At 34.3% G+C, this 12,943-nt stretch carries 11 protein-coding genes and 1 tRNA gene; 11 read left to right on the forward strand and 1 reads right to left on the reverse strand.

Translation table 11 applies throughout. The annotated features are described in order from the left end of the window. Nucleotides 1-6 precede the first annotated feature (6 nt). The 8 genes from QLQ94_RS09235 (at nucleotide 7) to QLQ94_RS09270 (ending at nucleotide 9,091) form a co-directional block, all read left to right on the forward strand. Nucleotides 7-1,326, forward strand: a complete 1,320-nt coding sequence (locus tag QLQ94_RS09235; RefSeq protein WP_271336516.1) for an FtsW/RodA/SpoVE family cell cycle protein — start codon at nucleotides 7-9, stop codon at nucleotides 1,324-1,326. Nucleotides 1,327-1,368: 42 nt separating this feature from the next. Then, a complete protein-coding gene (gene murG, locus QLQ94_RS09240; RefSeq protein ID WP_271336515.1) occupies nucleotides 1,369-2,454 on the forward strand; it encodes an undecaprenyldiphospho-muramoylpentapeptide beta-N-acetylglucosaminyltransferase in 1,086 nt (361 codons plus the stop codon). A gap of 153 nt (nucleotides 2,455-2,607) precedes the next feature. Further along, the gene (murC, locus tag QLQ94_RS09245; protein WP_271336514.1) at nucleotides 2,608-3,957 is read left to right on the forward strand and encodes a UDP-N-acetylmuramate--L-alanine ligase; all 1,350 of its coding nucleotides are present in this window, start codon (nucleotides 2,608-2,610) and stop codon (nucleotides 3,955-3,957) included. Beyond that, a complete protein-coding gene (locus tag QLQ94_RS09250; protein ID WP_271336513.1) occupies nucleotides 3,944-4,666 on the forward strand; it encodes a cell division protein FtsQ/DivIB in 723 nt (240 codons plus the stop codon). The genes murC and QLQ94_RS09250 overlap by 14 nt, the downstream gene beginning before the upstream one ends. A 6-nt stretch (nucleotides 4,667-4,672) precedes the next feature. Beyond that, complete coding sequence (gene ftsA / locus QLQ94_RS09255; RefSeq protein WP_271336512.1) at nucleotides 4,673-6,097, forward strand: cell division protein FtsA; 1,425 nt, start codon at nucleotides 4,673-4,675, stop codon at nucleotides 6,095-6,097. 81 nt (nucleotides 6,098-6,178) lie between these two features. Further along, nucleotides 6,179-8,221, forward strand: a complete 2,043-nt coding sequence (gene ftsZ, locus QLQ94_RS09260) for a cell division protein FtsZ (protein ID WP_271336511.1) — start codon at nucleotides 6,179-6,181, stop codon at nucleotides 8,219-8,221. Nucleotides 8,222-8,491: 270 nt separating this feature from the next. Next, nucleotides 8,492-8,941 carry a GatB/YqeY domain-containing protein gene (locus QLQ94_RS09265; RefSeq protein WP_271336510.1) on the forward strand — a complete coding sequence of 150 codons (450 nt, stop codon included), beginning with the start codon at nucleotides 8,492-8,494 and terminating at the stop codon, nucleotides 8,939-8,941. 76 nt (nucleotides 8,942-9,017) lie between these two features. Further along, nucleotides 9,018-9,091 (forward strand) — tRNA-Arg (locus QLQ94_RS09270). 110 nt (nucleotides 9,092-9,201) lie between these two features. Here the strand turns inward: QLQ94_RS09270 and QLQ94_RS09275 are convergent. Continuing rightward, on the reverse strand, nucleotides 9,202-9,909 hold the full coding sequence (locus QLQ94_RS09275; RefSeq protein ID WP_427402589.1) for a DUF2071 domain-containing protein: 708 nt from the start codon (nucleotides 9,907-9,909) through the stop codon (nucleotides 9,202-9,204). 459 nt (nucleotides 9,910-10,368) lie between these two features. Between QLQ94_RS09275 and QLQ94_RS09280 the strand changes: the two genes are divergently transcribed. The 3 genes from QLQ94_RS09280 to QLQ94_RS09290 all read left to right on the forward strand — a co-directional run bounded on the left by QLQ94_RS09280 (nucleotide 10,369) and on the right by QLQ94_RS09290 (nucleotide 12,935). Next, nucleotides 10,369-11,217 (forward strand): helix-turn-helix domain-containing protein, encoded by an 849-nt coding sequence (locus QLQ94_RS09280; RefSeq protein WP_482499565.1) that lies wholly within the window; start codon nucleotides 10,369-10,371, stop codon nucleotides 11,215-11,217. A gap of 72 nt (nucleotides 11,218-11,289) precedes the next feature. Then, nucleotides 11,290-11,856 (forward strand): DUF417 family protein, encoded by a 567-nt coding sequence (locus QLQ94_RS09285; protein ID WP_271336507.1) that lies wholly within the window; start codon nucleotides 11,290-11,292, stop codon nucleotides 11,854-11,856. Nucleotides 11,857-11,915: 59 nt separating this feature from the next. Beyond that, a complete protein-coding gene (locus QLQ94_RS09290) occupies nucleotides 11,916-12,935 on the forward strand; it encodes a hypothetical protein (protein WP_271336506.1) in 1,020 nt (339 codons plus the stop codon). The last annotated feature ends 8 nt before the right edge of the window (nucleotides 12,936-12,943 follow it).

A 12,943-nucleotide genomic window follows, 5' to 3' on the forward strand; every position in this document is an offset into this window, starting at 1 on the left:
AAGATTATGAAAGAACTCGTAAACAAACTTAAAGGAGATAGGGTAATATGGTCATTCGTGGCTTTATTGGCGTTGTTTTCGTTTATGCCTGTTTTTAGTGCGAGTAGTAATTTGGCATATATAGGTCACGGAACCGGAAATACATTGGGTTATTTGGTAAAACATCTGGCTCATATTTGTATTGGTTTTTTGATTATTTATTGGGTGCACAGAGTTCCGTATCATTATTTCAGGGCGATTTCGAAAGTAGCGCTTCCGGTAGTTTGGGTTTTATTGGCCTATACGCTTTTAAAAGGAACTGTAATAGCCGGTGCAAATGCAAGTCGTTGGATTCAAGTACCATTTATAGGTATTACATTTCAAACTTCTACTCTGGCAGCTAGTATATTGTTTATTTATGTAGCACGTTATTTGTCGAAAGCAAGAGATGAAAATGAGCCGTTTCAAACATCATTAATACAACTTTGGTTACCGGTTTTTATAACATTGGCGCTTATTTTACCAGCGAACTTCTCAACCACCGCGTTGATATTCTCAATGGTAATTATGTTAACATTTATAGGCAGGTATCCATTAAAATATATTGGTTTTATCATAGGTTCAGGAATTGCAATGCTTTTGTTTTTCCTTTTGATAGCCAAAGCCTTTCCTGATTCAAGATTCTTTAGCAGGGTGTCAACTTGGGAAAGTCGTATTATGAACTTTACCACTGATAAACCGGATGAAGATGATTATCAAATAGAGAAAGCTAAAATCGCAATAGCGTCAGGGCAGTTTGGTGGAGTTGGACCTGGAAAAAGTGTACAGAAAAACTTTTTGCCACAATCGTCTTCTGATTTTATTTATGCGATTATTGTCGAAGAATATGGTTTGGTTGGCGGAGTAGCAATTTTGGTCTTGTATTTATTGTTATTGTTCAGATTTGTAATTGCATCGCATAAAGCCAATACGCTATTTGGGAAGTTAGTCGTCGTCGGGCTCGGTTTTCCTATGATATTTCAGGCGATGATCAATATGGCAGTTGCAGTAGAATTATTGCCGGTAACAGGGCAGACACTCCCGTTGATCAGTAGTGGAGGTAGTTCGATCTGGATGACCTGTTTCTCTCTCGGAATCATTATTAGTGTGACCAAAAAAGACGAAGAAATCGCTGAAGAGCTAGAAGAAAAAGAAAGAAGAAAAGAAGCACTTCAAAGATTAATTGACAAAGAGCTAGCCGAAGAAGATTTGATTGGTGATGAAAAGCAAGAGGTGTATGAAGAAGAAGGAATGTATTCTATTGAGGATAATTCCAGAAATCCGATGAATGCAGTATTAAATAAATAAGATTAAAAAGAATAATTTTTAAAGCGAATAACTTTTAAAAATATGACAAATTATAAATTCATATTAAGTGGTGGTGGAACAGGAGGGCATATCTATCCTGCAATCGCTATTGCTAATGAATTAAAAGCACAATTTCCTGATGCTGAATTTCTTTTTGTTGGTGCCAAAGATAAAATGGAGATGCAAAAAGTACCTCAGGCGGGTTATGAAATAAAAGGTCTTTGGATTGCTGGTTTACAGAGAAAATTAACCTTGCAAAACTTGATGTTTCCGTTAAAATTGGCAACAAGTTTGCTGGAGTCGCGTAGAATTATCAGACAATTTAAGCCAAATGTAGTTATAGGTACAGGTGGTTTTGCTAGCGGACCGTTGTTACAGGCAGCTGGAGGAGCGGGAATACCAACTGTGATTCAGGAGCAAAATTCATTCCCGGGAATAACGAATAAGCTATTGAGTAAAAAAGCTAATGCAATTTGTGTGGCTTACCAGAATCTGGAAAGATTTTTTCCTAAAGAAAAGATTATTTTAACCGGAAATCCGGTTCGTCAGGATCTGATAGATATTGAGAGTAAACGTGATGAAGCAATTGCTTTTTACGGTTTAGATCCTAATAAAAAAACATTGTTGGTTTTAGGCGGGAGCTTAGGAGCAAGAAGAGTTAATCAGTTAATTGAGAAAGAACTGCAAAATATGCTTTCGCAGGATATTCAGGTAATCTGGCAATGCGGTAAATTATATTTTGAAGAATATAAAAAACACAATCAGCAGAACGTAAGAGTAGTTGATTTTATCGAAAGAATGGATTTTGTATATGCTGCAGCCGATGTGATTATTTCTCGTGCAGGAGCATCATCAGTTTCAGAATTATGTATTGTTGGGAAACCGGTAATTTTTATTCCATCACCAAATGTAGCCGAAGATCATCAGACTAAAAATGCTCAGGCGATAGTGGATGCAAAAGGAGCTATTTTGTTGAAAGAATCAGAATTAGACACGCAGTTTAGTATTGTTTTTGAAGCTTTACTGAAAGATCAGGGAAAGCAAAAACAATTAAGTGATAATATTAAAAAGCTGGCAATGCCAAATGCGGTGAAAGTAATTGTAGATCAGATTAGAAAGTTGTTATAATATAACTTTATCTGATAATTATAGAACATAATAAAAAATTTAGAACGCTATTTTTAAGCGTTTTGAGTTATTAAAGTAAGAAAAATACAAAGGCTTAATTACTAGTTTCTTATATAAGAAAGTAATCTGTAAATAGCTCAAAAACAAATAGAAATGAATTTAGATCAAATACAAAACGTTTATTTTATAGGCATTGGAGGCATCGGAATGAGTGCACTGGCCCGTTATTTTAAAAATATCGGGAAACAGGTTTCGGGTTACGATAAAACACCATCAATGCTGACGAGTGAATTAATTGAAAGTGGTATTGATATTCATTTTGAAGATAACATAAATCTGATTCCTGCTAATTATTTTGTTGAAAATACACTGGTAATTTTTACTCCGGCTGTACCAAAAACACATTCAGAGTGGAATTATTTTATCGAAAGAAATTACGAGATTAAAAAGCGTGCCGAAGTTTTAGGAATTATAACAAAAGACACTTTTAGTTTTGCAGTTGCCGGTACACACGGAAAAACTACAACCTCAAGTATTTTAGGTCATATTTTATATGAAAGTGGAGCTGATGTTACGGCTTTTGTTGGTGGAATTGTTGAGAATTACAATTCTAACTTAATTGGAAGCGGAAAGACTGTGACAGTTGTAGAAGCTGACGAATTCGATCGTTCGTTTTTGCATTTACATCCCAATATTGCCTGTATTACGTCAATGGATGCAGATCATTTGGATATTTACGGAACAAGTGAGGCAATTGAGGCTTCGTTTGTTGAATTTGCCAATAAAGTAGAAGATAAAACTAAGCTGTTTATAACAAAAGAGTTACCACTTGAAGGAGTACAATGTGCTATAAATGAAGATGCTGTATATAAGGCTTTTAATGTTCGTATAGAAGATGGGAGTTATGTTTTTGATGTTCAGACACCATCAGAGATCATGAAAGATCTGCATTTTGGTTTGCCCGGAAAGCACAATTTAATGAATGGATTGATGGCTATTGCGATGGCGAAGACTTTTGGCACCCCGACCGACTTGATTGCAAAAGCCATTGCTTCATTCAACGGAATCAGAAGACGTTTTTCGTATCAGATTAAGTCTGATAAATTAGTTTATATAGATGATTATGCACATCATCCAACAGAGATAAATGCGGTACATCAGGCAGTTACTGAGTTGTATCCCGGACTTAAGGTACTGGCAATTTTTCAGCCTCATTTGTTCAGCAGAACAAGAGATTTTGTTGATGGATTTGCAGAAAGCCTGTCTCAGTTTGATGAAGTATTTTTAATGGATATTTACCCGGCACGCGAATTACCGATGGATGGGATTACATCAGAGTGGTTGTTGGGAAAAATGACAAATTCGAATAAGAAAATTGTTGCAAAAAGTGATTTATTAGCGGAGATCAAAGCCAGTGATGCGCCAATAATTGTAACAATAGGAGCTGGTGATATTGGAGAGATGGTTCCGTCAATCAAAAAAATGCTAAATGAAAATATTTAATTGGACAAATATTAGATTAATTCTCATTTTAGGACTCGTTTTATTTTTATATTCTTTCGCTAAACATCGAAATGGTGACCGAAAATTAAAAAAATCTGTTGTTGTTTTTGTAGGGGAAAATACGCTTTTTGTGAAACCGGAAACGGTTAATAAATTGTTGATAGAAAATAAAAAAGACGCTTCCAGTATCCGAAAAGATGAACTAGATTTGAATAAGATTGAGAAAACCCTTGATACGCAAGAGATGATTGAAAAATCAAATGTTTTTGTAAGTATCGATGGTGTTCTAAAAGCAGTAGTAAAACAGAAGACACCAATAGCGAGAGTTTATGATGGTGATGCCTCTTTTTATATTGACTATGAGGGTAATAAAATGCCTTTGTCAGACAATTATACTGCGAGAGTTCCGCTTGTTTCCGGGGCAATAAATGAAAAAAATAACGAAGATTTAGCGGCGCTATTTCGCACAATTTATGACGATGCGTTTTTGAGAAAAAACATCATTGCAATTCAAATTATGCCTAATGGAAGCTTAAAAATGTTTAATAGAAATTATAATTACTTCATCGATTTTGGCAGAACGATGAATGTTGATGAGAAATTTAATAACTATAAAGCCTTTTTTCAGAAAGCGGTTTTAGATAGTTCGTTATATAAATACAATAAAATTGACCTTAGGTTTACGGAACAAGTAGTTTGCACAAAATAATAGAAAATGGAAAAAGATAACATTGCAGTAGGTCTAGATATTGGAACGACAAAGATAGTTGCCATGATCGGCAAGAAGAATGAGTATGGTAAGTTGGAAATTTTGGGTATTGGGAAATCCAAAAGTTTAGGAGTTGCGCGAGGAGTTGTAAACAACATCACGCAAACTATCCAATCGATTCAACAAGCAATACTTGAAGCCGAAAATAATTCAGGTTATAAAATAAAAGATGTCGTTGTAGGGATCGCAGGACAACACATTAGAAGTATACAGCATACAGATTACATCAGCCGTAATAATCCGGAAGAAGTAATTGGAGAAAAAGATATTCAGCTTTTGATCGACCAGGTAAATAAACTGGCGATGTTACCGGGAGAAGAAATTATTCACGTTCTGCCACAAGAATTTAAAATCGACGGGCAGTCTGAGATAAAAGAACCAATCGGAATGTACGGTGGAAGATTAGAATCTAGTTTTCATGTAGTAGTTGGGCAGGCATCATCGATCAGAAATGTGGGAAGATGTATTCAGAGTTCAGGAATCGAATTGTCAGGATTGACATTAGAACCATTAGCTTCTGCAGATGCCGTTTTGAGTCAGGAAGAAAAAGAAGCAGGAGTAGCTTTGATTGATATTGGTGGAGGAACAACAGATTTAGCCATTTTTAAAGATGGTATTATTCGTCATACTGCAGTGATACCTTTTGGAGGAAACGTAATTACAGACGATATTAAAGAAGGTTGTTCAATTATCGAAAAACAAGCAGAGCTTTTAAAAATAAAATTCGGATCGGCTTGGCCGGGAGAAAATAAAGACAACGAGATTGTTTCTATTCCCGGATTAAGAGGAAGAGAGCCAAAAGAGATTTCGCTTAAAAACTTATCTAAAATTATTCATGCCCGAGTGGTAGAAATTGTAGAGCAGGTTTTTGCAGAAATTAAAGCTTATGGACATGAAGATCCCCGTAAAAAATTAATTGCAGGAATTGTTCTTACAGGTGGTGGTGCTCAGCTTAAACATATTAAGCAATTAGTAGAATACATTACTGGTATGGATACCAGAATTGGATATCCAAACGAGCATTTAGCAGGCAATTCAAGCGAAGAAATTTCTAGTCCGTTGTTTGCAACAGCAGTTGGTTTGGTAATGAACAGTATCGAAAACAGTACACAAAGTGCTGTGAGAATGGAGATTGTAAACGAACAGACAAAGGTAGTATACAGAAATGTTCCGCCTCCGGTACAACAACCTGTACAGCAACGATACGAAGTTGAAGAAAACTACGTTGAAAGAGTAGAAACTATTGAAGAAACAAGAGAAGTTGTTAGGAATAATGTATCTAAGGAAGAATCTACGGAAACTAAAATTAGAAGATCATTTTTTGATAGATATGTCGACAAAATCAAAGATTTTTTAGACAACGCAGAATAATAATAAGAGAAAAGGAATTACTATTGGCCCCAAGTCAAGAAGTAAAAAATGTATTAAATAAGAATTTCAAAAACCAAAAAGATGATGAGCAACTCAGAATTTGGAAGTATTTCATTTGATTTACCAAAAAACCAATCAAATGTTATCAAAGTAATAGGTGTAGGTGGAGGTGGTAGTAATGCTATCAACCATATGTTTAAACAAGGTATTAAAGGCGTTGATTTCATCGTTTGTAATACTGATTCACAGGCACTGCAGAATAGTTCTGTACCTAATAAAATTCAGTTAGGTATGAACCTTACAGAAGGTCTTGGAGCAGGAGCAAATCCTGATGTAGGACAGCAATCTGCTATTGAGAGTATCGCCGATATCGAAAAAATGTTAGACCGTGGTACTAAGATGGTGTTTATTACCGCTGGTATGGGTGGTGGAACAGGTACTGGTGCAGCTCCGGTAATTGCACAATTGGCAAAAGAAAGAGAAATCCTTACTGTAGGTATCGTAACTATTCCTTTTCAGTTTGAAGGAAAAGTGCGTCAGGAACAAGCGCTTTTAGGAATCGAAAAATTGCGTAAGCAAGTCGATTCGTTAATTGTAATTAATAATAATAAGTTAAGAGAAGTATACGGAAATCTTGGTTTTAAAGCAGGATTCTCTAAAGCGGATGAAGTTTTGGCAACAGCCTCAAGAGGTATTGCTGAAGTAATTACGCACCACTATACTCAAAATATCGATTTACGTGATGCTAAAACTGTTTTATCAAACAGCGGAACAGCTATCATGGGATCTTCTGTTGCTGCGGGTGAGAACAGAGCGAAAGATGCTATCGTTTCAGCATTGGATTCTCCGTTGTTAAACGACAACAAGATTACAGGAGCCAAAAACGTATTGTTGCTTATCGTTTCTGGATCAAACGAAATTACATTGGATGAGATTGGAGAAATCAATGATCACATTCAGGTAGAAGCAGGTCATAATGCTAATATTATCATGGGAGTTGGTGAAGACGAAACTCTTGGTGATGCTATTGCCGTGACTATTATTGCAACAGGTTTTGATGTTGAACAACAAAATGAAATTGTAAATACAGAACCTAAAAAAATCATTCATACGTTAGAAGATGAACAAAGAAGCGTTCATAATTTAACGAATAAATCGGTTACTTCTTTTGATGTAAATGCTGAAACACCTACTGCAAAATCAGAAGAGAAAATTGTTTTTGATTTAATGGATGATGATGAAGATATCGTAACTCCATTTACACCTACACAAGTTGCTCCAGTTGTAGTTGCTCCAATTGCAGTTACACCGGTTGAAGTTACTCCCGTTGCTCCGTCAATGAATCAGGATGAATTAGTAGTAATGTCTGAGTTTATTAAAAACCTGGATGTAACATTCGAAATTGTTTCGCCTATTACAGATATTGATTTTACGATTTCATCTCCGGAAGCGCAAATTGTTCAGGAAGTAAAACCTGTTCAACAAGTTCAGCAAAGAACTTTTGAAAGAGAAGAACAAACCACTTTTTCTTTTGACTTACCTCTTTTCAGATCAGAGCCTGAAGTTAAAAAAGAACCGGTTGCTCAGCAAGAGAATAAAATTTTATTCGAATTATCGAATGAAACCCGTAATATCAAAGTAAATGATCCAGTACAATTTGTACCGGTAACTGAACTTTCAGATAAAGGGATCATCAAATATTCGTTAGAAGAATATATGGAGGTAGAGAATGACTTAGTGGCATCAAAACCTGCTGATAAAGTGGTAGAAGAAGTAATTCCTGCGGAATTAAATATCACCATGAAACAAAAAGTTGATTTTGCCAGTGAAGGAAACTTTACAACAGTTTCAGAAGTTTCTCCGATGGAATTAACAATCGAAGAAACATTAAGATTAAGAGCTGAAGAAAGAAGAAAGAAACTAAAAGAATTTAATTATAAATTCCATAATAATGTTTCAAGAATTGACGAGTTAGAAAAAGAGCCGGCTTACAAAAGATTAGGTATCGATTTGTCTAATTCTCAATCAAATAATAACAATTCTAGAATATCAGTTGGAACAGATAGTAACAACGATTTGCAATTGCGTTCAAATAATTCATTTTTGCACGACAACGTAGATTAATTTTAGGATAATAATAAATACAGATAGCCCGAAAATTGGATTTAATTTTCGGGTTATTTTTTTTATCTTCGCACAGAATTTAAAATTTGACTTTAAAAGTATTTATATTTAAGAAATATTGTCACCCTGAGCGAAGTCGAAGGTTAATTACCTAAAATGGCTTCGACTTCGCTCAGCCTGACAAATGATTGGTGTTTTACTATAAGTCAAGAGCACGATTTCAATTATTCATGTCAATTATAGGTTTTACCTATTTAAATAAAAAATAAGATGAGTTTACAAACATTAATCATGGACGACATTAAAACCGCCATGAGAGCAAAAGATACAGTAGCATTAGAAGCATTAAGAGCAATTAAATCTGAAATGTTATTAGCTGCTACAGCTTCAGGTTCTAAAGAAGAATTAACAGAAGACGATGAAGTTAAATTACTTCAAAGACTAGTTAAAACCCGTAAAGAAAGTGCAAGAATTTTTACAGAACAAAATCGTCCTGATTTGGCTGAGCCAGAATTAGCGCAAATTGCTGTAATCGAGAAATTTCTTCCTGCACAATTAAGCGAAGCAGAAGTAGAAGCTGTAATTGCAAAAATTATTGCAGAAACAGGTGCGTCTGGAATTGGATCAATGGGAAAAGTTATGGGATTAGCGTCTGCTCAACTAGGCGGAACTGCTGAAGGAAAAACAATTTCTACTATTGTTAAGAAGTTACTAGTTTAAAGTCCAAAATATAAATTCCAAATTCCAATTGTAAAGTGGGTATTTGGAATTTAAAAGATTGAAAATTTATTTTTTTGACCACGTAGTTCAACTGGATAGAATATCAGATTTCGGCTCTGAGGGTTGGGGGTTCGAACCCCTCCGTGGTCACAAAAGAAAAAACCTATTTCGAGATGAAATAGGTTTTTTTATGTCTTTTTTTTTAATTGTTTGGTAAATTGTGTTTGTATAAAGAATAGTAGTTCTGAGTTTCTTCACTCTTATCTATCACTTTCACTTTTCCATTCGTGTTCAATGTTTGTCATTAGTAATGCGTTATCAAAAGTTACAGATCCTTTTGGAAAAATTTCTTCATTTTCAAAAAAGCTGGATTTTACTTTCATTACGTCAAGAGGTCTGACTTCCCAGTTATATGCTTTCAATCTTAATCCATCAAATTTGTCTTTATTGGGCGAATATCCAAGGTCGCCATTTTCAAAAAATGTGGAAGCATTACTTAATGTTTCAAAAATTGATTTATCACTAAATAATTTTGTTTCTGTGGCATCAATCAATATTTCAGTATTATCTGAGCTCTTAAAATTAATATGATAATTTCCGTTTTTTTCGACCACATTAAATTTTGCATGATAATGTTTGCCCGGAAATATTCTTCCGCCAACAAGTGTGTTTAACTTTAACGAAGTATCTCTTCGCGGAATATAAACGCCTGATTTTATCTCACCATTTTCGTCCCATTCAACAGCAATACGATGAGCGCCGTTTTCTGAGTTTACTCCAATAAAGTTAGGAAATCCTTTTGGTTTTATGTTTTTTAGTCTTATTAGGCAAATTCCAACTATGGCTTTGTCTTTGTATATTTTTGGTCTATAAGGAAACGGAATTATCTTTTCTACAGATTTTGGGTCAGCTGTAAAGTTGATTAAAATTCTTCTTTCGATATATCCGTGTAGGGTTGGAATTTTCATTTCGGTATCAGTTTTACTAAAGAGCATAACTCACTTCTATCTGCCGTAAAATAGCTTTTATCAGATCAATTGGAAAGATTTAAGGAACTGTTTTTGTTTTTTTAAGACTAATATATAACTATTTTTACCAGGCAACTAGTTTTATTGATACAAGTTGCAGATCATTTTTTTTACTAACAAGAGATTCTAAAATTACATTTATAGGATTTTAAATGTTCCAATCAAATTATATTGTTTTGATCTATTGTATCTCAAAATTATTTTAAAAAGAATAATTCGATAACGGTTATCTCACGACATTTTTACGACATTTGATGTATTGCTAATTTAAAACTAATTTTTATTATAAAGAAGCAATGGTTTCGGTGTAGAAATCTGTAATAGTTTTTATGCAATATTTGTTAAGCTTGCGCAACTGTGTATTGAAAACGAAGAATAGCGTTTAAGTTAAAATTACGAATGAAAGAAGAACAAACAAATCAAGAAGACTGTACGATTCAGGAATGCACCACAGGTTATATCAATCAATGTGGAGGTTCGCCTATGTATAATATTTTTCTTTTGGAAGGAAGTGGAAAAATAAGTGTAGATCTGACAGAATATGTTTTTGAAGGTAAAATAGCCCTATTTACGAGTCCATATCAAATTATTTATTTTAGTACAGAAAAGCCAATTACAACAAGAAGACTTCAGTTTCATGGTGACTTTTATTGCATAGAATACCATAAAAAAGAAGTGGCTTGCAATGGTCTTTTATTTAATAATATATACCAGCAGCCTTATATAAATCTTGAACCGGAAGATTATATAGAACTGGATTATATTTTAGGAAAACTGATTGTTGAAATAGAAAATGCGGATACTTATTCTAAATCTGTAGTAAAAGCTTATCTGCAATTGATTCTTGCATTATGCAGCAAAATTAAGTCAAAAGATCTTGTTATTGAAGAGGAGAAGAATATACATCATCCGTTAATGAAATTTAAAACCTTACTTGAAAATAATTTTTATAAAGAAAGACAGCCTTCTTTTTACGCTGCTCAAATGGGGATTTCGCCCAATAATTTTTCGAAATTATGCAAACAGCATTTTCTGAAAACACCATCTGAATTAATTCATGAAAGGGTTATACTTGAATCTAAAAAAATGATTCATCTTAGCTACAAGAGTATGAAAGAAATAGCTGCTGAATTAAATTTTGATGATGAGAATTATTTCAGCCGATATTTTAAAAAGCATACAAAAATTACCCCTACAGCTTTTCGTGAAAATGTTGGGATATCTATTGTAGCAGATTTGTCCAGATAATATCCCTATTTGTCCATTGTAACCAGAAGCAGATGCAAGTAATTTTGTTGTAAATATTAAAACAACAAGAAGATGAGTATCTTAGAAACGTTAGCAAAATTACAAAGTCAATTTTTTAATTTAATGCGAATCGCCATTTGTATCGTAATGGTATGGATTGGCGGGCTTAAGTTCTTTCAATATGAAGCAGACGGAATCGTTCCTTTTGTAGCAAATAGTCCTTTAATGAGTTTCTTTTATAGTAATAATTCAAATGAATATAAAGACCATAAAAATAAAGAAGGTGAAGTAGTGCTGAAGAACATTGAATGGAATAAACAAAACGGAACTTATACTTTTTCATATGTGTTAGGAACGGTAATTATAGGGATTGGATTGCTTACTTTTTTGGGTATATTTAATAATCGTTTAGGACTTCTTGGCGGATTACTCACAGCGGGAATGGCAATAGTTACGCTTACTTTTCTAATTACTACTCCTGAAGTCTGGGTTCCCAATTTAGGTGGAGATATAACAACACCAAATTTTGGTTTTCCTTATCTTTCAGGTGCCGGAAGATTGGTTATAAAAGATATTATTATGATGGCAGGAGGTTTAATTGTCGCTTCTGACTGTGCTAAAAAGCTCTTGAAATATTGAAACAAAAAGGCTGAAAAGCGAAGAAAAATGTATCAAAGTCAAAATACAAAGTTTTAAAAGTGAATAAAATCAAATTAATCCGATATTTTTTTGCCCTGCTTATAATTGGTTCAATGGTTGGTGCATCAGAATGGTTTGGCCAGAAAGAAATACTGTTTCCTGAAATGGCCGCATTAGTACTAGGTCTGTGGGTTATTGATAAAAAAATATGGAGAGTGAGCAGATCAATGCTTGTCGTGTTGATGACAGTTTGTGCTTTTTTTGGAGTTTTACTGGTTCGTTATTCTTCGTTTCCTGTTTTAATCAATATTGCAATTTCATTTGCATTTACTTCGCTTTGTCTTATTTTGACACGTACCACATTAATTCCCATAACGTCAGCTGCGATGTTGCCGGTTTTATTAGGAACAGATTCATTTGTTTATCCTGCTTCTGTTTTTGTGATGAGCCTTTTAGTTGTTTCCGGACAGTGGCTTCTGGAGAAAAATGCATTGCGCCAGGTTATTGCTTTTGATAAAAAAAAGGGATATTACAAACATAGTATAAAGCATTGGGCCAGATTATTTTTTTGGTTAATCCTCATAGCTGCAATTCCGGCATATACAGGGAGATTATTATTTATTGTGCCGCCATTGATCGTTATGTTTATAGAATTTAGTTCGTCATCGTCAGGGTTTCGCAATCGTCCATTACAAGTTTATATGGTCGTTATAATTGCTGCCATTTTAGGAACATTTTTTCAGTATTATGTCCATACAATATTACGTCTGCCTCTGGTATATACGGTACTATTATTATTTGTCAGCCTTTTTTCTCTTTTTGAAATTGTCAGGAAACCATTTGCTCCAGCTTGTGCCATTGCCCTTGTTCCCATGATTATTCCTCAGGAAAATATACTTTTATATCCCGTTCAGGTGGCGGTGGGAGCAGCGATTTTTTTGTTTGTCTCCATGTTTTTTTTCCTGAAATGTTACAATTGGAAACGTGAGCATCTATTAGTTTGTTTTGTACCCGGTTTTATAAGATCCGGAATGCAGCGACCCAACCGCAGACAAAGAAAAAAAGAGTATCCGGAATGAATTTATAA

This window comes from Flavobacterium sp. B114r, assembly GCF_056824125.1.